The 20,384-nt window shown below is 70.6% G+C and carries 26 protein-coding genes; 23 read left to right on the top strand and 3 right to left on the bottom strand.

Annotated features, from left to right (window positions below):
• The first annotated feature begins 16 nt into the window (after positions 1 to 16).
• The 23 genes from ACFQY2_RS06795 (at position 17) to csrA (ending at position 18,364) form a co-directional block, all read left to right on the top strand.
• Positions 17 to 361 (top strand): flagellar basal body rod protein FlgB, encoded by a 345-nt coding sequence (locus ACFQY2_RS06795; protein WP_378744908.1) that lies wholly within the window; start codon positions 17 to 19, stop codon positions 359 to 361.
• The gene (locus ACFQY2_RS06790) at positions 358 to 750 is read left to right on the top strand and encodes a flagellar basal body rod C-terminal domain-containing protein (RefSeq protein ID WP_311254657.1); all 393 of its coding nucleotides are present in this window, start codon (positions 358 to 360) and stop codon (positions 748 to 750) included. The genes ACFQY2_RS06795 and ACFQY2_RS06790 overlap by 4 nt, the downstream gene beginning before the upstream one ends.
• Entirely contained in the window at positions 750 to 1,067 is a 318-nt protein-coding gene (gene fliE, locus ACFQY2_RS06785) for a flagellar hook-basal body complex protein FliE (RefSeq protein WP_378744907.1), read from the top strand. The genes ACFQY2_RS06790 and fliE overlap by 1 nt, the downstream gene beginning before the upstream one ends.
• Positions 1,067 to 2,686: a flagellar basal-body MS-ring/collar protein FliF gene (gene fliF, locus ACFQY2_RS06780; RefSeq protein WP_378744905.1), complete on the top strand. Its 1,620-nt coding sequence runs from the start codon at positions 1,067 to 1,069 to the stop codon at positions 2,684 to 2,686. The genes fliE and fliF overlap by 1 nt, the downstream gene beginning before the upstream one ends.
• Positions 2,683 to 3,681: a flagellar motor switch protein FliG gene (gene fliG / locus ACFQY2_RS06775; RefSeq protein WP_378744904.1), complete on the top strand. Its 999-nt coding sequence runs from the start codon at positions 2,683 to 2,685 to the stop codon at positions 3,679 to 3,681. The genes fliF and fliG overlap by 4 nt, the downstream gene beginning before the upstream one ends.
• Positions 3,671 to 4,276 carry a FliH/SctL family protein gene (locus tag ACFQY2_RS06770; protein ID WP_378744903.1) on the top strand — a complete coding sequence of 202 codons (606 nt, stop codon included), beginning with the start codon at positions 3,671 to 3,673 and terminating at the stop codon, positions 4,274 to 4,276. The genes fliG and ACFQY2_RS06770 overlap by 11 nt, the downstream gene beginning before the upstream one ends.
• Positions 4,273 to 5,568, top strand: a complete 1,296-nt coding sequence (locus ACFQY2_RS06765) for a FliI/YscN family ATPase (protein ID WP_378744902.1) — start codon at positions 4,273 to 4,275, stop codon at positions 5,566 to 5,568. The genes ACFQY2_RS06770 and ACFQY2_RS06765 overlap by 4 nt, the downstream gene beginning before the upstream one ends.
• A complete protein-coding gene (locus ACFQY2_RS06760) occupies positions 5,565 to 5,984 on the top strand; it encodes a hypothetical protein (RefSeq protein WP_378744900.1) in 420 nt (139 codons plus the stop codon). The genes ACFQY2_RS06765 and ACFQY2_RS06760 overlap by 4 nt, the downstream gene beginning before the upstream one ends.
• Before the next feature lie 671 nt (positions 5,985 to 6,655).
• Positions 6,656 to 7,291 (top strand): flagellar hook-length control protein FliK, encoded by a 636-nt coding sequence (locus ACFQY2_RS06755; protein ID WP_378744899.1) that lies wholly within the window; start codon positions 6,656 to 6,658, stop codon positions 7,289 to 7,291.
• Positions 7,292 to 7,305: 14 nt separating this feature from the next.
• Entirely contained in the window at positions 7,306 to 7,725 is a 420-nt protein-coding gene (locus ACFQY2_RS06750; protein WP_378744898.1) for a flagellar hook capping FlgD N-terminal domain-containing protein, read from the top strand.
• Positions 7,726 to 7,749: 24 nt separating this feature from the next.
• The gene (locus ACFQY2_RS06745) at positions 7,750 to 8,910 is read left to right on the top strand and encodes a flagellar hook protein FlgE (protein ID WP_378744897.1); all 1,161 of its coding nucleotides are present in this window, start codon (positions 7,750 to 7,752) and stop codon (positions 8,908 to 8,910) included.
• A gap of 109 nt (positions 8,911 to 9,019) precedes the next feature.
• Positions 9,020 to 9,244 (top strand): flagellar FlbD family protein, encoded by a 225-nt coding sequence (locus ACFQY2_RS06740; protein ID WP_378744896.1) that lies wholly within the window; start codon positions 9,020 to 9,022, stop codon positions 9,242 to 9,244.
• Positions 9,244 to 10,074: a motility protein A gene (locus ACFQY2_RS06735; protein WP_378744894.1), complete on the top strand. Its 831-nt coding sequence runs from the start codon at positions 9,244 to 9,246 to the stop codon at positions 10,072 to 10,074. The genes ACFQY2_RS06740 and ACFQY2_RS06735 overlap by 1 nt, the downstream gene beginning before the upstream one ends.
• The gene (locus tag ACFQY2_RS06730) at positions 10,071 to 10,880 is read left to right on the top strand and encodes a flagellar motor protein MotB (RefSeq protein WP_378744893.1); all 810 of its coding nucleotides are present in this window, start codon (positions 10,071 to 10,073) and stop codon (positions 10,878 to 10,880) included. Before ACFQY2_RS06735 ends, ACFQY2_RS06730 begins: the two co-directional genes overlap by 4 nt.
• 54 nt (positions 10,881 to 10,934) lie before the next feature.
• Positions 10,935 to 11,843 carry a flagellar motor switch protein FliM gene (locus tag ACFQY2_RS06725; RefSeq protein WP_378745045.1) on the top strand — a complete coding sequence of 303 codons (909 nt, stop codon included), beginning with the start codon at positions 10,935 to 10,937 and terminating at the stop codon, positions 11,841 to 11,843.
• Positions 11,840 to 12,499, top strand: coding sequence for a flagellar motor switch protein FliN (gene fliN, locus ACFQY2_RS06720; RefSeq protein WP_378744892.1), 660 nt, complete (start codon positions 11,840 to 11,842; stop codon positions 12,497 to 12,499). Before ACFQY2_RS06725 ends, fliN begins: the two co-directional genes overlap by 4 nt.
• 49 nt (positions 12,500 to 12,548) lie before the next feature.
• The gene (locus ACFQY2_RS06715) at positions 12,549 to 12,980 is read left to right on the top strand and encodes a FliO/MopB family protein (RefSeq protein WP_378744891.1); all 432 of its coding nucleotides are present in this window, start codon (positions 12,549 to 12,551) and stop codon (positions 12,978 to 12,980) included.
• A 107-nt stretch (positions 12,981 to 13,087) separates the two neighbouring features.
• Positions 13,088 to 13,900, top strand: a complete 813-nt coding sequence (fliP, locus tag ACFQY2_RS06710) for a flagellar type III secretion system pore protein FliP (RefSeq protein ID WP_378745044.1) — start codon at positions 13,088 to 13,090, stop codon at positions 13,898 to 13,900.
• Positions 13,897 to 14,172 (top strand): flagellar biosynthesis protein FliQ, encoded by a 276-nt coding sequence (fliQ, locus tag ACFQY2_RS06705; protein WP_311254643.1) that lies wholly within the window; start codon positions 13,897 to 13,899, stop codon positions 14,170 to 14,172. The genes fliP and fliQ overlap by 4 nt, the downstream gene beginning before the upstream one ends.
• Position 14,173: 1 nt before the next feature.
• Complete coding sequence (locus ACFQY2_RS06700) at positions 14,174 to 14,935, top strand: flagellar biosynthetic protein FliR (RefSeq protein ID WP_378744890.1); 762 nt, start codon at positions 14,174 to 14,176, stop codon at positions 14,933 to 14,935.
• Positions 14,932 to 16,014 (top strand): flagellar biosynthesis protein FlhB, encoded by a 1,083-nt coding sequence (locus ACFQY2_RS06695; protein ID WP_378744889.1) that lies wholly within the window; start codon positions 14,932 to 14,934, stop codon positions 16,012 to 16,014. The genes ACFQY2_RS06700 and ACFQY2_RS06695 overlap by 4 nt, the downstream gene beginning before the upstream one ends.
• A gap of 28 nt (positions 16,015 to 16,042) precedes the next feature.
• On the top strand, positions 16,043 to 18,112 hold the full coding sequence (locus tag ACFQY2_RS06690) for a flagellar biosynthesis protein FlhA (protein WP_378744887.1): 2,070 nt from the start codon (positions 16,043 to 16,045) through the stop codon (positions 18,110 to 18,112).
• Positions 18,113 to 18,121: 9 nt separating this feature from the next.
• Positions 18,122 to 18,364: a carbon storage regulator CsrA gene (csrA, locus tag ACFQY2_RS06685; RefSeq protein WP_378744886.1), complete on the top strand. Its 243-nt coding sequence runs from the start codon at positions 18,122 to 18,124 to the stop codon at positions 18,362 to 18,364.
• Between the two features lie 16 nt (positions 18,365 to 18,380).
• Here the strand turns inward: csrA and tsaE are convergent, their stop codons facing one another.
• From tsaE to ACFQY2_RS06670, 3 genes are read right to left on the bottom strand one after another with little or no spacing between them, the layout of a single operon-like run.
• Entirely contained in the window at positions 18,381 to 18,863 is a 483-nt protein-coding gene (gene tsaE, locus ACFQY2_RS06680; protein ID WP_378744885.1) for a tRNA (adenosine(37)-N6)-threonylcarbamoyltransferase complex ATPase subunit type 1 TsaE, read from the bottom strand.
• A complete protein-coding gene (gene alr, locus ACFQY2_RS06675; protein WP_378744883.1) occupies positions 18,860 to 19,963 on the bottom strand; it encodes an alanine racemase in 1,104 nt (367 codons plus the stop codon). Before alr ends, tsaE begins: the two co-directional genes overlap by 4 nt.
• Positions 19,960 to 20,325 carry a holo-ACP synthase gene (locus ACFQY2_RS06670; protein ID WP_378744882.1) on the bottom strand — a complete coding sequence of 122 codons (366 nt, stop codon included), beginning with the start codon at positions 20,323 to 20,325 and terminating at the stop codon, positions 19,960 to 19,962. Before ACFQY2_RS06670 ends, alr begins: the two co-directional genes overlap by 4 nt.
• Between the last annotated feature and the right edge of the window lie 59 nt (positions 20,326 to 20,384).

Here is a 20,384-nt window from a genome sequence, read left to right as displayed (position 1 = left end):
CGGATGGAAGCGGTTCGTGTTCGACTCTGTCACCTTCTCCGCGCTCTCCAGCGCACTCGACGGCCTGTCGCTGCGCCAGCGCGCCATCGCCGACAACATCGCCAACGTCAACACCCCGGACTATCACGCCAAGCGGGTGCAGTTCGAGCAGGCTCTGGCGGATGCCGTGCGCACCGGCCGAGGCTCGGCGACGGCCACCGTCGGCGAGTCGCTCGAGCCGACGCGACTGAACGGCAACAACGTCAACCTCGACACCGAGACGCTCTCCAGCATCGACACGATGCTGCGCTACCAGTTCGCGACCCAGGCGATCAACGGCTCGTTCGCGTCGGTGCGCACGGCGATGAGGACCACCTCGTGACCTTCGACGCCATCGGCATCGCCAGCACCGGCCTGACCACGCACCGCAAATGGCTGGACGCGATCAGCGACAACATCGCCAACATCAACACCGCCGTCACTCCGGCCGCACCCGCCTTCCAGCAGCGCTACGTGCTCGTCGAGAACAGCGCCTCCTCCCCCGGCGTGTACGTGGCGGGCACCGAGCTCGGCAGCGACGAGGGCCGTCTGGTGCATCAGCCCGATCACCCGCTCGCGGACGCGGACGGATACGTGCGCTATCCCGACATCGACCTCGGCGACCAGATGAGCCAGCTCATCCTCGCCCAGCGCGGCTATCAGGCCAGCGCCGGTGTGGTCGATCGCGCCCGGAACGCCTATGAGGCGGCTCTGCAGATCGGACGCGGCTGATGGATGCGGTCTCCGGGATCGGCGCCCTCTCGTCCGGCCTGCCTGCCTCCCTCATCGGCGGAACTCCCTCCGTGACCGGCACCCCGGCGGCCGGCGACTCGACGTTCGCCGCGAGCATCACCGGCGCGGTCGACGAGCTGCGCACCCTGCAGTCCGAGGCCGACACGCTCAAGGTGGCGGCGGTGACCGGCGATCTCGATGACATCCACGCCGCGATGATCGCCTCGACGCGCGCGGCCGTCACCCTGGAGCTCGTCGCCGCCGTGCGCAACAAGGGCGTCGACGCGTTCACCGAGATCATGCGGATGCAGGCCTGATGCCTCAAGCCGTCTCCTCTCTGCTGCAGCGCGCTCGACGGACCATCGCCGGGTTCACCGTCGCGCAGCGCACCATCGCGATCATCGGCATCGCTGTGCTCGCCCTGGGAATCGCGGCGTTCGCGAGCTGGGCCGCGCGCCCGACCATGACACCGCTGTTCACGGGTCTGAGCGCAAGCGACGCCAGCGCGGTCGTCGAGCAGCTCCGCTCGGCATCCGTCTCCTACGAGCTCACCGATGGCGGATCGACCGTTCTCGTGCCCGAGACGCAGGTGTACGACCAGCGTCTCGCCGCTGCGGCCGCGGGCCTGCCCAGCGACAGCACTGACGGTTACTCCCTGCTCGACGACCTGGGCGTGACGACATCTGAGTTCCAGCAGTCCGTGGCCTACAAGCGCGCCATCGAGGGCGAGCTCGCCGCGACGATCGCCTCGCTGGACGGAGTGTCGGCGGCATCGGTGCGCCTGGCGATCCCGGAGGAGAGCGTCTTCGTCTCCGAGACCGTCGACCCGACCGCCTCGGTGTTCGTCGAGACGGGCCGGTCGTCGCTCAACCCGTCGCAGATCGAGGCCATCGTGCATCTCACCTCGGCCGCCGTCAGCGGGCTGAAACCCGAGAACGTCGCGGTGGTGGACCAGTCCGGCCGCACCCTCTCGACGGTCGGGGTCGGCGCCACCGGTGGTGTGGACCGCCAGGCCGGCGACTACGAGGCCCGCGTCGCTGCGAACGTGCAGCAGCTGCTCGACCGGGTCGTCGGCGCCGGGAACGCCACCGTCACCGTGGTCGCCGACATCGACCGCTCCGTGAACGAGCGGCTCGAGGAGACGTACACGCCGGTGGAAGGCGGAGTGCCGTCCTCCGAGCACACCCGCACCGAGACGGGCAGCGGCGGCACGGGCGGCGCCGGGGTGCTCGGTCCGGACAACATCGCCGTTCCCGCCGGAGACGGCGACGGCACCTACGAGGTCACCGATCAGACCCGCAACAACGTGATGAACAAGTCCACGCAGACGATCTCCACTCCTGCCGGTGCGATCACCCGCCAGTCGGTGTCCGTCGCCGTGGATTCGGAGGCGGGCGCGGACATCGGCGCCGAGCAGCTCAGCGATCTGGTGGCCGCCGCGGCGGGCATCGACCGGGAGCGCGGCGACGCCCTGACGGTGGAGATGGTCTCGTTCAGCCAGCGCGACGCCGACGCCGCGAAGGCGGCGCTGCAGGCGTCCAGGGATGCCGCGGCGGCCGAGCAGCAGGCCGCGCTGCTCGGCGTGGCCCTGACCGTCGTCGCGATCGCACTGCCGGTGCTGGCGGTGATCGTGTTCCTGATCGTGCGCATGCGCCGTCGCAAGGAGGAACCGGACGAGTTCGACCTGATGTTCGGCCAGCGCGCACCCTCGGTGGCCGCTTATGCCGGGGCGCTGCCGTTGGAACAGCAGCCGACCGTGCCGATGCCCCTCACCACCGCGGAGCCCGCACCGGTCACCGAGCTGGAGATCGAGGAGGAGCCGGCGCAGGTCAGTCTGGAGCGGCGCCGCAGCGAGATCGAGGCGATCAGCCGACGGGACCCGCAGCGCACCGCAGAGCTGCTGCGCACCCTGCTCTCCGATCGAGTGGGGGTATGAGCGTGCTGACGGGGCGACAGACGGCCGCCGTGGTGCTGATGAACATCGACCGCGCCGCCGCCATCGAGGTGATGAAGCACCTGTCCGAACCCGAGGCCGAGGCGATCACCGCGGAGATCATCGGTCTGCAGAACCTGGATGCGGTGACCACCGCACAGGCGCTGGGCGACTTCCAGCGTCTGGCCGCCGGTCACCTGCCGCCCGCGCGCGGCGGTCGCGATATCGCCGCGACCCTGCTCGAGGCGTCGTTCGGCGCGGACCGCGCCGCTGCACTGCTGGGGCGGGTGGGCTCCGCGAACTCGGCGTTCGAATTCCTCGGCGCGGCCGATCCGGCACAGGTGGCCGGCCTGCTCGACGGGGAACTGCCGCAGACGGCGGCGCTGGTGCTCGCGCACCTGGCGACCGATCAGGCCGCGGCCGTTCTCGCCGCACTGCCTGAAGCGATCCGCACGGACGTCGCACACGCGATCGCGACGATGGGCACTGCCAGCCAGGACGCGATCGCGATCGTCGCGGAGTCGCTGAAGGCGCGCACGGGACTTCTCGCAGCGCGCGATGCGCCCGAACGACTGGGTGGCGTCGCACCGTTGGTGGAGATCATCAATCGCTCCGACGCGACCATCGAGAAGGCACTGCTGGAGAGCATCGAGAGCCGCGATCGCACCCTGGCAGACGACATCCGCTCGCGCATGTTCACGTTCGCGGACATCGTGCGCCTCGACGACCGCGACGCGCAGCGGGTGCTGCGCGGGGTCGACATCCGCACCCTGGCGCTGGCGCTGAAGGGCGCCAACGAGGGCATCGCCGAGATCATCCGGCGCAACGTCTCCGAACGCAACCGCGAGAACCTGGAATCCGAATCCCGCGCGCTCGGCCCAGTGCGCGTGTCGCAGGTGGAGGAGGCCCGCGCCGAGATCGTGCACATGCTGCGCGGGATGGAGTCCGAGGGCGAGATCTCCGTGCAGCGCAGCGAAGAGGACGAGTATGTCTACTGACGCGTTCGCGCCGGCGGTGTACCCCCGGCTGCGCGGTGCGGATGCCGAGGGCGAGCGGCGTCTCGCCCGTCAGCGCGGCTACGCGGACGGGCACGCGGAGGGCTTCCGTGCGGCGAGCAGGGAGACAGCGGCGGTCGCAGCGCGCGCGGAGGCCGAGCGCGCCGAGGCGCACTCCGCGTCGCAGCGGGAGCTGGCGTCCGCGGCCTCGTCCCTGCGGGCGGCGGCTGCCGCGCTGCAGGCGCGCGCCGAGGAGCTGACGCGGATGGACGAGCCGCGGATCTCGGCGCGGGCGCTCGAACTGGCGGAGACGATCCTCGGCGAGGCTCTGGCCGATCGCGCGCTGTCGGCAGAGTCCGCGCTGCGGCGTGCACTCGTGACCGCCGCCGACGACCCCGTCTCCGAGGTTCGGATGAGCATCGAGGACCTGCGCACGCTGCAGCGCAACGACGCCGTCCCCCCTCATGTGCGCGTCGTCGCCGACGAGACGCTCGCGGCGGGCGATGCGATCGCGATGCTGCCGCACGGCTACGTCGACGCCCGGATCGGGCAGGCGCTGGATCGCGCGCGACGCGCGCTCGACGAGGTGACGTCGTGACGGCCTGGGGCGCCGTGCTGGAAGCGGCCCGACCGGAGCGGCGCGGCCGCGTCACGCGGGTGCGCGGCCTGGGCGTCGAGGTGCGCGGCCTGACCGGCGCCGTCGGTGATCTCGTCGAGCTGGCGGAGGGTGTCGAGGCCGAGGTGGTCGCAAGCGGCCCGAACGGGCTCAGTTGCATGCCGCTGACGTCGACCGCCGGATTGACGGTCGGGATGCCGGTGCGCGGACTCGGCGGCCCGCTGCGCGTCCCCGTCGGCGGCGGCCTGCTCGGACGGGTGCTGGACGGGCTCGGCCGGCCGATCGACGGCAGGGGGCCGTTGGACTCCGCGCGCGTGAGCCTGGACCACGCGCCGCCGTCGATCCTCGGGCGAGATCGCATCGACACCCAACTGCCTCTCGGCGTGCGCGTTCTCGACACCATGGTGACCGTGGGCCGCGGGCAGCGCGTGGGACTGTTCGCCGGCTCCGGCGTCGGCAAGTCCTCGCTGCTGTCGATGATCGCGCGCGGGACCGAGGCGGATGCGACGGTCATCGCGCTGGTCGGCGAGCGCGGCCGCGAGGTGCGCGAGTTCCTCGAGGACGATCTCGGTCCGGACGGCCTCGCCCGCTCGGTGGTGGTCGTCTCGACGTCGGATCAGCCCGCGATGGCGCGCATCCGCGCGGCGTACACCGCCACGCGCATCGCCGAGGCGTTCCGCGACGACGGGGCGCACGCCATCCTCATGATGGACTCGCTCACCCGGGTGGCGATGGCCCAGCGCGAGATCGGGCTCTCGGCCGGAGAGCCGCCTGCCACCCGCGGCTACCCGCCGTCGACGTTCTCGATCCTGGCCGGGCTGCTGGAGCGGGCGGGAACGGGGAGCGGAGGATCCCTCACCGGGATCTACACGGTGCTCGTGGACGGCGACGACCACAATGAGCCGATCGCGGATGCCGTGCGCTCGATCCTCGACGGGCATGTCGTGCTCGACCGGGCGCTGGCTCTCATGGGCCACCACCCGGCGGTGGATGTCCTGGCGTCGGTGTCCCGCGTGGCGGGCAAGATCATCACCCGTGATCAGCGGGAACAGGCGTCGTCGCTGCGTGCGGTGCTCGCGGCACGCGCCTCGGCCACCGATCTGATCGACATCGGCGCGTACCAGTCAGGCGCCAATCCGCGGGTGGATGCGGCTCTCGCCCACGCGCAGGCGATCTCGGACTTCCTCACTCAACCGCTGGATCAGGTCAGCGCCGCCGATGAGTCGTGGCACCGGCTGGCCCGGCTCGTCACCGATCTCGGAGGTGCACGATGAGCCGCCTGTTCTCGCTGGCCGGCCTTCTGCGCGTGCGGGCGATCCAGGAGCAGCAGGCCGCGCAGGAGCTGTCACGCGCGGTGATCGACGCCAATCAGACTCGCACGAGGGACCGGCACCTGCGCGCGGCGCTGGCGGCGACGGAGTCGGATGCCGTGGATGTGCGCACGCTCGCGGCTCTGGCGGCGGCCCGGGTGGCCGGTCGCAGCATGCTCGCCGACCTGGAAGCGCTGTCCGCGCAGCAGCAGGAGACGGTGGACGCCGCCAGGAGCGCACACGACGATGCCAGGCGGGCCGTGCGAGGTCTGGACCGGCTCGCCGTCGCGCACGAGATGCGGGTGCGGGTCGAGGAGCTGCGTCTCGAGCAGCACGAGCTCGACGAGATCGCTCTGCGTCGCGGAAGCGAGGCCGAGTGATGATGCCGCTCACACCCGCACCCGCACCCGCCGCCAGGGCAGTCGCGGCACCCGTGCCGCAGGGCGGTGCTGATGCCACTGCCGCGGAGTTCGCCGACGCGATCCGCGAGGCGTCCGCGTCCGCCTCTGGGCCGGTGAACGTGCCGTCCGATGGGCGCCTGAGCCTGCCGTACGGTGGGCCCCTGAGCCTGCCTCCCGGCGGGCCCGTGAGCCTGCCTCCCGATGGGCCCCTGAGCCTGCCTCCCGATGGGCCCCTGAGCCTGCCTCCCGATGGGCCCCTGAGCATGCCTCCCGATGGGCGCCTGGACGATGGGTCCCTGAACGATGGGTCTCCAGAGGATGGGCGCCTGGACGTTGGATCCCTGGACGACGGATCCCCAGACGATGGATCCCTGGACGATGGGTCCCTGAGCCTGTCGAAGGGCCCCACCGACGCAGCCGAGGCGCTCATCCCGTCGACAACGTCGAGCCTCGCTGTCACCGAGAACATGACGGCAGTCATCACGCCCGAACCGGTGCCGTCGCCGACGGAGGAAACGAAGACCACCGCCCCTCGACTGGCTCCAGGCCCGACCGACGACACGAACACCACCGCCCCTCGACTGGCTCCAGGCCCGACCGACGACAGGAACACCACCGCCCTTCGATCGGCTCAAGGCCCGAGGAACGACGTGCCGATCCCGGCGCCGATCGTTCCGGCCACCCCCACGCCAGGCGACGTCCCCGGTGCCGCTCAGCCCGCCGTCATCCCGACCGGAACCGTCGCCGCCGCTGCATCCGCTCCGCCCTCCAGCCCAGCTCCACGCACGGCGCTGCTGCCGCAGGTGACGGCGCCCGTCCTCGCGCTGGCGCGCTCGGCGGAGGGTCAGCACAGCATCACCCTGACCGTCGCCCCGGAGAACCTCGGGCCGGTCACCGTGCGCGCGCACATCATCGGCGGCAGCATCCGACTCGAACTGCACGCACCGGCGGAGGCGGGCCGCGACGCGCTGCGCGCGATCCTCACCGACCTGCGCCGAGACCTCGCCGTGGCCGCCCCGGGCGCATCCGTCCACGTCTCCACGGGCGAGGGGCCGTCGGCGTCCTCGTCGCAGTCCCATGGTCGTCCGGACGGGCACGGACGCCCGGACGCGCACGCAGGCGCCGCGTCCGACGGCGGGGCGCAGCGCGACGCGCAGGGCCGGCCCGCCGACGAGCAGCCGCGCTCCGGCCCGCCCGGCGGGCTGCAGACCGCATCGCCCGGTGTCCCCCGCACCGGCTCACCGCTGACCTCGTCGTCGCCTTCCCGCGTCGACGTGTACGCCTGACAGAAAGGAGAACGATGACCTCCGTCGACGCGATCACGGCGACCAGCCTGCAGTCCCGCAGCACGGTGCCGCCGAGCACGCAGAAGAAGACCCTCGACTCGGAGGTGTTCCTGAAGCTCCTGGTCACCCAGCTCTCCAACCAGGATCCCAGCTCGCCCATGAACACCAACGAGATGATCGCGCAGACCACGCAGCTCGCCTCGATGGAGCAGCTCACCCAGCTCACGACGATGACGTCGGAGAGCTTCGCGTTGAGCATGCGCCACACGGCCGCGGTCCTGATGGGCCGTGAAGCGCAGTACACCGACGCCGACGGCGTCACGCAGACGGGCACGGTCACGGCGGTCTCGTTCGCCGGGCCTGTGCCGCAGGTCACCATCGGCGGGCAATCCGTGCCGCTCGACGCCCTGTCCGGGCTCACCCTCTCCTCCTGATCCTCCTCCCCCGAAAGGCATTCCATGCTCCGCTCTCTCTTCTCCGGCATCTCCGGACTGCGCACGCACCAGACCATGCTCGACGTGACCGGCAACAACATCGCCAACGTGAACACCGTCGGCTTCAAGTCCTCCGCCGTGCAGTTCCAGGACTCCCTGTCGCAGCTCGTCAAGAACTCCACGATGCCGCGTGAGGCGGCGGGTGGTTCCAACCCGGCACAGGTCGGGCTCGGCGTGCAGCTCGCCGGCATCCGCACCAACTTCAGCTCGGGCGCCCCGCAGCCGACCGGCGTGCCGACCGACCTGATGATCGCCGGCGACGGCTTCTTCATGGTGCGAAACGGCGGCGAGACGCTGTACACCCGCAACGGCGGATTCTCCTTCGACGCCGGTGGCCGCCTGACCACGGTCGACGGCTCGCTCGTGCAGGGATGGACCGCCCAGGACGGCGTCATCACCGGCGGACAGGCCATCGGCGACATCACTCTGCCGGTGGGCGCGGTCGTGCCGGCGGTCGCCACGACGACCGCCGAGGCGACGGGCAACCTGCCCGCCGAGACCGCCGCTGGGGCGCAGCTGGTCCGCGACATCGAGGTGTACGGCCCCGACGGCTCCACCTCCACCCTGCGACTGACCTTCACCCGCACCGCGACCGGGTGGACGGCGGAGGACCCGGCCGGCACGACCACCGCGCTGACGTTCACCGCGGGCAAGCAGGCTGGCGCCTCGTCGATCGTCTCGGGCGGCGTCACCGTCGATCTCTCGGAGCTGACCGGTTTCAGCGACGTCAGCACCCTCGCCCTGACCGGCCAGAACGGGCGCCCCGCGGGCACCCTCTCCTCCTACGCCCTCACCGAGGACGGCAGCCTGATGGGCACCTTCAGCAACGGCGAGTCGAAGGTGCTCGCCCGACTGTCACTGGCCGGCTTCACGAACCCGGGCGGACTGGAGAAGGCGGGCTCATCGCAGTTCCGCCCGACCGCCAACTCGGGTCAGGCCGCCGTCGGGCAGGCCGGTGCCGACGGGCTCGGTGGCATCATCAGCGGAGCGCTGGAGATGTCGAACGTCGACCTGTCGCAGGAGTTCACCAACCTGATCGTCGCGCAGCGCGGCTTCCAGGCGAACGCCCGCATCATCACCACCAGCGACGAGGTGCTGCAGGAGCTGACCAACCTGAAGCGCTGAGTATGACGGGCTAACGCCGCGCTCGGCACTGCCGACAGTCAGAGACGACGGACCAGGATGGGCCGTCGCCGCCCCTCTCACCGGGGGCCGATCTTCCAGGATGGAGCCCATGATCGTCGTCACGCGCCTGAACCTCACGCGGTTCGCGGTGAATCCCGACCTGATCGAACGAGTGCAGGCATCGCCCGACACCACGATCATCATGGTCGACGGCGCGCGTTTCGTCGTCCGGGAGAGCCTGGACGAGCTGATCGCCCAGATCACCGGGTTCCGGGCACGGGTCCTGCACGCCGCCCTGCGGATGTCCTCCTCGACGCAGGACGGGGCGCTCTGATGGACATCGCCCTCATCCTCGGACTGGTCCTGGCCTTCGGCGCCCTCCTGGCGATGATCAGCATGGAGGGCGCGTCCATCACGGCTCTGCTGCTGCCCGCGCCGATGGTGCTCGTCTTCGGCGCGACGATCGCGGTCGGCATCGCCAGTGGCACGCTCCAGGATCTCCGCAACGCCGCGTCCGCGCTGCCGCGCGCGTTCCGGGGTCAGGGCGGCACCACGCGAAGCGTGATCGACACGGTGGTCGGCTATGCCGACCAGGCTCGCACCCGGGGTCTGCTGTCGCTGGAGCAGGGCGTCGCCGACGAGAAGGACCCGGTCCTGCGACAGGCGCTGCAGAGCATCGCCGACGGCGTGGATGCCGAGGACCTGCGCATCCTTCTCGAGGACGCGATCGCCTCCGCTGCGGCGCGCAACCGCTCCGCCTCCCGGTTCTACATGACCCTCGGCGGGTTCGCTCCGACCGTGGGCATCATCGGCACCGTGGTCTCGCTGACCCACGTGCTCGAGCGACTGGACGCACCCGAGACCCTCGGACCGATGATCGCCACGGCGTTCGTCGCCACGCTGTGGGGGCTGCTGTCGGCCAACTTCATCTGGCTTCCGATCGGCGGGCGCCTGCAGCGTCTGGGAGAGCTGGAGCTGGAGCGCATGACCATCGTCATGGAGGGGATGCTCGCCGTGCAGTCCGGTGCCACTCCTGCCTTCCTCGAAGAGCGTCTGGGCGCCCTGGTCTCGGACTCTGCCTCGGTGGCCAAGGACGGGGGCCGCGGACGTCGGGCGGGCAAGACCCCCGAGCAGACCGTCGGCGCGACGGGCGCGCCCTCATGAGCGTCCGCCGACGACGCCGCCTCGCCCCCGAGGGCCACAGCGGTCCCGACGAACGGTGGATGGCGTCCTACCTCGACATGATCACCGTGCTGATGTGCATGTTCATCGTGCTGTTCTCGATGTCCAGCATCGACATGAAGAAGTTCGAAGCGCTCAGCGCGTCGCTGGCGACCGGTTTCGGCCAGACGCAGACCGACAAGGCCGACGTCTCGCAGGGCGTCGTCGTGCCGGCGGAACTGATCGACGAGCAGGGCGAGGCGTTCGCCGACGTCGAGCTCACCGCCGCCCAGCGGGAACTCGACGATCTCTCGGCGCTGCGCGAGCGCATCCGTGCCGCCCTTCACCAGAAGGGTCTCGCCGACACGGCGACCTTCACCATCGACGATCGCGGGCTGACGATCAGTCTGGTCAGCGCCGAGACGTTCTTCGCGACCAACAGCACCACGCTGTCGCGTCTGGCCGTGAACATCCTCAACACTCTGGGGGGCGTGCTCGCCGGCATCCCGAACGAGATCTCCATCGAGGGTCACGCCGACACCCGGCAGTCGGCGGCGCCGTTCGCGACCAACTGGGAGCTCTCGGCCGCCCGCGCCACGCAGGTGCTGCGCCACCTGGTGGAGGTGTGCGGGATCAGTCCTGGCGTGGTCAAGTCGGTCGGATACGGCGATGCCAGACCCGTCGCCGAGGGCACGAGCGCCGAGGCCCTCGCTCAGAACAGGCGCGTCGACGTCGTCGTGCTCTCCGATGCCGATGAGGAGGTGCGCCGGCTGCTGCCTGCCCTGCAGGCCAAGACTCCTTCCCGCTGATCCCGCCGACTGCTTACACCCGCGGACTCTCGCCCGATAGTCCGGTTCGTGGTGATGGATGAGGGCGCGCGCTCGGCCGTGCGCACGGAGACCGAGGTCGAACTCTACGACTTCGGTCGCTCGACGACCCTCTCGCGCGAGCACGCGCGCATCCTGGAGATGTCGTTCGAGATGTTCGCCCGGCAGTGGGGTTCGCTGCTGTCCGCACGAACCCACGGTCGCTGCGTGGTCAGCGTCGAGTCGGTGACCATGCAGACGTACGACGAGTACGCCCGAACGCTGCCGCCCGCGACCACGCTCGTGGTGTGCACGCTCCCGGGCTCGGACGCCAGGGCGGTGATCCAGTTCTCCGCCTCGCTGGCGACCGCCTGGGTGGTGCAGATGGTCGGCGGGCGTCCGTCCGATGCCGCCCCGGAGCGTGCGCTGACGCACATCGAGCAGGCTCTCGTGGGCGCGCTGGTCTCGGAAGCCATCGAGCACCTGGTCCGCTCCTTCGACGGGCGCCTTCCCGAGGGGATCGCGATCTCCGGCATCCAGCACAGTTCGCAGTTCAGCCAGGTGGCGGCGGCGAACGAGCCGGTGATCGTGGCGGTGCTGCCGATCGGTTTCACCGGCGGCAGCGCGAGCGCGAGCGTCATGCTGCCGGCGTCGGTCGTGCTGCGTTCCTTCGCCGGCGGCACTGCGAACGCGGCCGAGTCGGCGCTCGCAGGCACGATCGACCGTCAGGTCGAACGCACGCCCGTCGATCTCGCGCTGCGTCTGGCGCCGCGGTCGATCCGCCCGCACGAGGTGCTGGATCTCTCCGTCGGCGATCTCATCACTTTCCCGCACGCCGCGGACCGCCCGCTCGAACTCACGATCGATGACCAGCCGATCGCGACGGCGGCCGTCGGCACGAGCGGTGCTCGCCTGGCCTGCGTCGTCACCGCCACGACACCCGAACCCGCACAGGAGCTCCCGTGACCAGCACCATCGCCTACGAATCCGCCGTCGCCGCCGCCCTCGCATCCCGGCTGCCCACCGGTGCGCCCACGGTGGCGGTCGCATCACAGGCCTCCGGGGACACCGGAGACGCGGTGATCGTCGGATACGTCGGCGAGGCCAGCGCCCAGTTGGCCGTGCAGATACTCGAAGCAGACGCGCTCATCGACGGCTTGGCGGATGCTCCCCTGACCGAACGACTGCACGGTCCGCTCGAAGCGGCGGTCAGTGCGCTCGGCGCCGGCCGCCTGGACACCGCGACCGTCGGCGACGCCTCAGCCGTGTTCTCGCACCCCGCAGCGCAGGTGTTCGACCTGCAGGGCGAGGACGGACGCGTGATCGGACGCCTGGCCGTGCGGATCACGCGGAGCCCCGAGACCGCACCGACCGCCTCGCGCCGGCTGCAGCGCATCGCCGGCGTGGAGATGGACCTCACCGTCGAGATCGGCCGCACCCGGATGGCGGTGCGCGACGTGCTGGACCTGGAGCCGGGTCGCATCGTCGAGCTCGACCGCTCCGCGGGCGCCCCGGCTGACGTGCTGCTGAACGGCCGTGTGATCGCCCACGGCGAGATCGTCGTCGTCGACCAGGACTACGCGGTGCGGATCACCCGGATCCTCGAGAGCGCCGAGGCCTGACCTGGACGATCTGCTTCTCCTCCTTCGCGTCGCCCTGTCGCTGGCGGCGGTGCTCGGCCTGCTCTGGTACGTGCAGCGCCGAGTCGGGAAGCGGATGCAGCGGCGTCGCGACGACGCCGAGATCACGGTGATCGGCAGGCGGGCTCTGGGCTCGAAGGCGCAGATGGTGATCGTCGAGACCGACGACCGCCGCTACGTGCTCGGCGTGACCGAGCACGGCGTCAACGTCATCGACAGCCTGCCCGCGAACCACGTCACGCGCCCGCTGCAGACCGGGGCGGACAGCAGTGCCCATCCCGACCCGCACACCGACCCGCACAGCGACTTCGAGAGCCTGCTCGCGAGGGAGCGGGCGGCGAGCGCCGAGCCGCCGTCGCTGCGCCGTCACCGCCGTCCGGCCCCGTCCGCCCAGCTGAGCGGTTCGATCCTCTCCCCGCAGACCTGGCGACAGACCGCCGACTTCCTGCGCCGCGCGCGATGAGCACCCGCTCGGTGGTCGTGCGCGTGCTGCGGATGCGCGGCGTGCACGGCATGCTGCTGCTGATCTGCGCGACGCTGCTGGCCGCCGGTGCGGTGCTGGGCACAGGGATGGGCGCTCAGGCTCTGGCATCCCCGGCAACGGTCACCACCGCCGCCGCGCAGGTGGCGGCAGCCCCGGCGTCCGCGATCCCGGCGGCCACCGCCCCTGATGACCCCGACGAGCCGACGCCGCCCACGCCCCCGGCCGGCGAGGGCATCACCATCGGCATCAACGGACTGGACGGCACGCCGTCCACGTCCATCCTCACGCTGCTGGGCATCACCCTGCTGTCGGTCGCGCCCGCCCTGCTGCTGATGATGTCGTCGTTCACGAAGATCTTCGTGGTGCTCGCGATGACCCGCAACGCGCTCTCGCTGCCGAGCATCCCGCCCAACCAGGTGCTGGCTGGTCTGTCCCTGTTCCTGTCGCTGTTCATCATGTGGCCCGTGCTGACCCACATCAACCAGGATGCGGTGCAGCCGTACATCGACGGGTCGATCACGTTCACTCAGGCCATCGACCTCGGTCAGCCGCCGCTGCGGGACTGGATGCTGCACTTCACGCGGGAGGAGGATCTGGCGCTGATGACGCGCATGGCGTCGCTGCCGAATCCTGAGGGTCCGCAGAGCGTGCCGATGTACACGCTGATCCCCGCGTTCATGATCTCGGAGCTGCGCGCCGCGTTCATCATCGGGTTCGTGATCTTCGTGCCGTTCCTGGTGATCGACCTGGTCGTCGCGGCGGCGCTGATGTCGATGGGGATGATGATGCTCCCGCCGGTGATGATCTCGCTGCCGTTCAAGATCCTGCTGTTCATCCTCGTCGACGGGTGGGGGCTCATCATCCGCACGCTGCTGGAGAGCTACGGGGGTGCGGGATGAGTCCGGAGGCGGTGCTCGACATCGGCATGGAGGGTCTGCTGGTCGCGGCGAAGCTCGCGGCGCCCCTGCTCATCACGGCCCTCGTCGTGGGCTTCGCGATCTCCCTGCTGCAGTCCATCACCCAGGTGCAGGAGGTGACGCTGTCGTTCGTGCCGAAGATCGTCGCGGTCGGGATCGCGCTGCTCATCGCCGGCAACTGGATGATCTCCGAGATCGTGCAGTTCACGCACACCATGTTCGACCGCATCCCTCAGCTGCTGAGCGGCGGCTGAGGTGCACATCCCGATCGACTTCGCCTGGCTCGAGGCCACGATGCTCGCCGGCGTGCGCACCACCGCGTTCGTGCTGATCGCGCCGCCGTTCTCCTACGGCGCGATCCCCGCGCGCATCAAGGCCATGCTCGCCATGGCACTCGCGCTGGCGATGTCGGGGGCGGTTTCGCCCGGACACGCCAGCATGGACACGGGTCCGTTCCTCGCGGCGCTCTCGCTGCAGGTGCTCACCGGCGCCGTGCTCGGCTTTCTCGTGCTGGTGTGCTTCTCCGCGGTGCAGGCGGCGGGCAGCCTGATCGACGTGTTCGGCGGCTTCCAGATGGCGCAGGCGTTCGACCCGCAGGCCATGATCAACGGCGCGCAGTTCACCCGGTTGTTCCAGATGACGGCCCTCGCGCTGCTGTTCGCCTCGGGTGGCTACCAGGTGGTGCTCGCCGGCCTGGCGCGCAGCTTCGACGTGATCCCGGTGGGCGGGGTGCTCTCATCGACCTCGCCCGCGGAGATGCTCGTCGACGGCGTGGTGCAGATGTTCCTCGCCAGCGTGCAGATCGCCGGCCCGCTGATCCTGGTGCTCTTCCTCGCGGATGCCGGGCTCGGCCTGATCACGCGCGTCGCGCCCGCACTGAACGCCTTCGCGATGGGCTTCCCGATCAAGATCCTGCTCACCCTCGTGCTGGCCGGCTTCACCTTCGTCGCCCTGCCGGGCATCGTCGACGCGCTGGTGTCCCAGGCCGTGCAGATGATGCAGGGGGTGACTCCGTGAGCGACACCGGCGAGCGCAATCAGAAGGCCACCGACAAGCACCTGCGCGAAGCGCGCCAGAAGGGCAAGCTGTCACGCAGCCAGGATCTGACGGCGTGGCTGGGAATCGGCGCGGCGGCGATCACCATGCCGGCGGCGATGGCCGCAGGAGCCGCGGCGGGCACCGAGCAGCTCATCTCGCTGCCGTCGATCATGCGCGCTCCCTCCCCGGATGCCGCCCTCGGCGTGCTCGGGCTGGGACTCGGCTCGGTGGTGCCCACCCTCGGCACCCTGCTGACCAGTGTCGTGATCGTCACCCTGCTCGGCGCGGTCGTGCAGGGCGGGGTGCGGATGCGGAAGTTCTCGGGCCGCTACGAGCAGTTCAACCTGATCAACGGCGTGAAGCGGATCTTCGGCCTGCAGGCGCTCTGGGAGGGCGCCAAGGCGCTGCTGAAGACGGCGGCCATCGCGATCGCCCTCTGGGCCGTGATCTCGACGCTGATCCCCGTGCTCTCGGCCAGCGGCGCGCACTCCGTGACGCGACTGCTCGGCACCGCCGCCGAAGGCACCGCCGCCCTCCTGCAGGTGGCCATCATCGTCGGTCTCGGGCTCGCCGCGATCGACATGTTCGTGGTGATGAAGCGCAACAGGAAGCACACCCGGATGACCCATCGCGAGGTCACCGACGAGCACAAGAACTCGGAAGGCGACCCGCTGATCCGCCAGCAGCGACGGTCACGCCAGCTGGCGATGAGCCGCAACCGCATGATCGCAGCGGTCGCCGGATCCGACGTGGTGATGGTCAACCCCACGCACGTCGCCGTCGCGCTGCGCTACGAGGTCGGCAGGGCCGCGCCCAAGGTGGTCGCGAAGGGCAAGGGCGTCGTCGCCGAGAAGATCCGCGAGCGCGCACTGGAGGCCGGGGTGCCGCTGGTGCGCGACATCCCGCTGGCCCGTGCGCTGCACGCGGCGTGCGAGCTGGGTCAGGAGATCCCCGCCGAGTTGTACACCGCCGTCGCCCGGGTGCTGGTGTTCGTGGACATGCTGCGCCGGCGCGGGTCCGCGCGCGGCGTCCATTCGCTGCCGGTGGCGACGGCGTGACCGGCGCGGGGATGAGAAGGAGGACCGCATGCGCGGAGTGCTGAACAGGATCATCGTGCCCATCGCGGTGGTGGGCATCATCATGCTGTTGGTGGTGCCCGTGCCGCCGGTGCTGCTGGATCTGCTGATCATCCTGAACATCCTGTTCGCGCTCGTGATCCTCCTGAACACGATGTTCATCCGCAAGCCGCTGGACTTCTCGGTGTTCCCGTCGCTGCTGCTGGTGGCGACGCTGTTCCGGCTGGGGCTGAACGTGGCATCCACCCGTCTCGTACTGGGCGAGGCGTACGCGGGGCAGGTGATCGAGGCGTTCGGAACCATCGCGGTGGGCGGGTCGCTGATCATCGGCGCGGTGATCTTCCTGATCCTGGTGGTCATCCAGTTCGTCGTGGTGACCAAGGGCGCGGAGCGCGTTGCGGAGGTGGGTGCCCGGTTCACGCTGGATGCCATGCCCGGAAAGCAGATGGCGATCGACGCCGACCTGAACGCCGGGCTCATCACCGACGCGCAGGCCCGCGAGCGCCGTGCGGAGGTGGCCGCGGAGGCCGACTTCTACGGCGCGATGGACGGTGCGTCGAAGTTCGTGAAGGGCGATGCGATCGCCGGGCTCGTGATCATCATCATCAACATCGTCGGCGGGATCGCCATCGGCATGGTCTCGCACGGGATGTCGATCGAGGATTCGGTCAGCACGTACAGCCTGCTGACCATCGGCGATGGTCTCGTCACGCAGATCCCCGCCCTGCTGATGGCCGTGTCGACAGGCATGATCGTGACGCGATCCAATGCCGAGTCCGACATGGGCAGCGCCGCCTTCGCACAGCTGGGCCAGTCGGTGAACGCGCTGAACATCGCGGGATGCGCGGCGATCGTGATGGGTTTCATCCCCGGCATGCCGCTGCCGCCGTTCCTCGTCGTGGGTGCGCTGCTGATCCTGGCCGCGCAGCGGGTGAAGGCCACGAACGCGACGACCGCCGCATCCGAGGTGCAGCCTGCCGAGACCGCGACGGCCGACACGCCGGAGGACCTGATGGAGCGGATGCGGGTTCACGCCTTGGAGATCCAGCTGGCCTCCGACGTCGTCGACCTGGTCACCGGCGGGCCGGACGATCTGCTCGCCCGTGTCAAGGCGCTCCGCCGCCGCATCGCCCTGGAGCTGGGCCTGGTGGTTCCGCCGGTGCGCACACGCGACAGCGTCGAGCTGCCCGCCTCGACGTACGTCATCCGAATCGCGGGCGTCGAGACCGGTCGGGGCATCGTGCCCCCGGGACGTCTGCTCGCGCTGGGCGCCGGGTTGGATGCGCTGCCCGGTGCCGCCGTGCACGACCCGGTGTTCGGGCTGGAGGGCAAGTGGATCCCGGTGGAGATGCGGCACAGCGCCGAGCTCGCGGGGGCGACGGTCGTGGATCGTGCCAGCGTGGTCGTCACGCACCTGTCGAGCGTGATCCATGCCGGGGCTGCGCGTCTGCTCAGCCGCGAGGACGTGCGTCAGCTGACCGACGCGCTGAAACAGGTCTCGCCGGCGGCAGTGGAGGAGCTGACTCCCGCCCTGCTCTCCCTCGCCGAGGTGCAGCGGGTGCTGCAGGCACTGCTCGCCGAGCGGGTGCCGATCAACGACCTCAGCCGCATCTACGAGGCGCTTGCCCTGCGTGCGAAGACCTCCACCGATCCGGAGGGTCTGGTCGAGGCCGCGCGGGCGGCGCTCGGACCGGCGATCGCCGCGCGGTTCGCGGAGGACGGCAGGCTGCGCGTGATCATGATCAACCCCCTGCTCGAGCAGGCGATGCTGGAGAGCCTGCGGATGGGCGACGACGGCCCGCAGATCGTGCTCGAGCCGAACCGGATGGAGGCTGTCGTGGAGTCGGTGCGTCAAGCGGTGACAGCGGCATCGGCCGGCGACGGCGGCGAGCCGGTGCTCGTCTGCGCGCCGACGCTGCGTGCGGCGGTGCGGCGGATGGTGTCGGCGCAGACCGACGGGCTGCCGGTGCTGTCCTATACGGAGGCGGGCGGTGCGGGTGCGTTCAGCATCGAGACGGTGGGCGTGGTGCGCGACGCCGCCGTGTCGGCCGTGACCGGCCAGGTCGGCCCCGCCGAGTAGGCTGATCGGATGCTGGTGTTGACGAGACGAATCGGCGAGAGCGTGCTGATCGGCGATGAGATCGAGGTGACGCTGCTCGACGTCAAGGGCGACAGCGTGCGCCTCGGCATCAACGCCCCGCGCACCACGCGCATCCAGCGCTCGGAGATCGTCGACGCGGTGGTCACCGAGAACACGGCTGCGGTCGAAGCCGGCGCCGACGCCACGGCTGCCATCCTCGACGCACTCACCCGCCGCAGTTCCCAGGACTGAGTTCGGACGACGCCGCTCAGCCCTCGACCCGCTCGATCGTGACGAAGCGCGGGGCGTCCGCGTCGAGGTCCTCATCGGCGAGCCCTTCCGCGCCGCCGACGGGACGCTCGATCTCGACGTCCCACCAGCTGTCGGCCACCGCCGAAGCCATGCCGCGTCCCCACTCGATGACGACCACCGAACCGGCGAAGTCGATATCGAGGTCGTCCAGTTCCGCCGCGGAGCCGAGCCGGTACGCGTCTACATGCACCAACGGCGCGCCCCCCGCGAGCGACGGGTGGGTGCGGGCGATCACGAAGGTCGGGCTCTGCACGGGCCCGCGCACGCCGAGCCCTTCGGCGAGCCCCCGCGTGAACGTGGTCTTGCCCGCACCGAGCGGGCCGGTCAGCACGAGCAGGTCGCCCGCCGCCAGCTGCTCGCCGATGCGCAGGCCGAGGCTCTCCATGGCATCCGATGTCGCGATCTCATGCCGGCCGAGGAAGGCGGGATCCACGGTCACGAGACGGTCCTGCGGGGGACCCGGTCGCCGATGCGGGTGACGATCTCGTAGTTGATGGTGCCGGCGGCATCCGCCCATTCCGTCGCCGACGGATGACCCAGCGTCGGGTCGCCGAACAGCACCACCTCGTCACCCACGGAGACCTGCGCATCACCGACGTCGACGACGAACTGGTCCATGGCGATGCGGCCCGAGACCGTGTACGGGCGGCCGTTGATGTGCACGGGACCGCGCTCCGACGCCTGCCGGGGGATGCCGTCGGCGTAGCCCAGCGGGACGAGAGCGAGATTCGTGTCGCGCTCGCAGCGATACGCGTAGTCGTAGGAGACGCCGGAGCCCGCGGTCACGCGTCGCACGGCGGCGACCGCGGCCCTGAGAGTCATGGCGGGGCGCAGTCCCAGATCCGCCGAGGTCCGGTCGGCGAACGGCGAGAGGCCGTAGAGGCCGATGCCGATGCGCACGGCGTCGAGCCGCGCCTCGGGCAGCGAGATGGCTGCGGCTGTGGCGGCGAGGTGGCGGATCTCGGGACGGATGCCGAAGGACGCGGCCAGCGCGATGATCTCCTCGTACCTGGCGAGCTGCGCGCGGTCGTCGGCCGCACTGGCGCCGGAGAGATGGCTGAAGATTCCGACGATGCGGATGCGGCCGATGCGTTCCAGCCGCGCGGCTTCGGCGAGCACGCGCTCGAGGTGCTCGGTGGGGACGCCGTTGCGGGAGAGTCCGGTATCCACCTTGAGGTGCACGGATGCCGGCGCAGCGTCGGCCGCCGCGAGCAGCTGCTCCATCGACGAGACGCCGATCTCGATGTTCGCCTCGACCGCGCCGTCGAAGCGCTGCCCCGGTGCGTGCAGCCAGCACACGAGGGGCGCCGTGATGCCCGCGCGGCGCAGCGCGAAGGACTCCTCGAGCGTGGCCGTGCCCAGCCGCTCCGCTCCCCCGGCGAGTGCCGCCGTCGCGACCGCCGCCGCGCCGTGACCGTAGGCGTTCGCCTTGACGACGCCGATCAGCTGCACGCCGGTGAGTGCGCGCAGATGTCGGACGTTCTCCGCGATCGCGGACAGGTCGATCGTGGCCTCGCGGAACGGGGATGTGGCGGTCATGCCGCGGCGTCCGACCGCTCGGCGACGACGTAGGCGGCCGCCAGTCCCGCGTCGTGGGTGAGGCTGAGGTGCAGTGCGGTGATGCCACGCGCCTCGACCGCCGCTGCCGTGGACCCGCTGAGCACGAAGTGAGGTCGACCGGATGCCTCCGAGGCGATCTCGATCTCGGACCAGTAGACGCCGTCGCTGCCGCCGAGCGCCTTGATCAGAGCTTCCTTGGCGGCATAGCGCGCGGCGAGCGAGCGCAGTCTCAACTGCTGCTCGGCCGGCGTGAACAGCCGCTCCAGGAGTCGGGGCGTGCGCGTGACGGAGCGCTCGAACCGCCCGACGTCCACGAGGTCGATTCCAGTGCCGATGATCACCCGTTCAGCCTACTCGGCAGGCGCTCGCCGACCGCGAGACCGGCGGGAGGGCGACCGGA

The organism is Microbacterium sp. GCM10027623 (genome assembly GCF_042666935.1).
In the GTDB taxonomy this organism is placed as follows: Bacteria; Actinomycetota; Actinomycetes; order Actinomycetales; family Microbacteriaceae; genus Microbacterium.
This window is presented reverse-complemented; position numbering and strand designations above follow the sequence as displayed.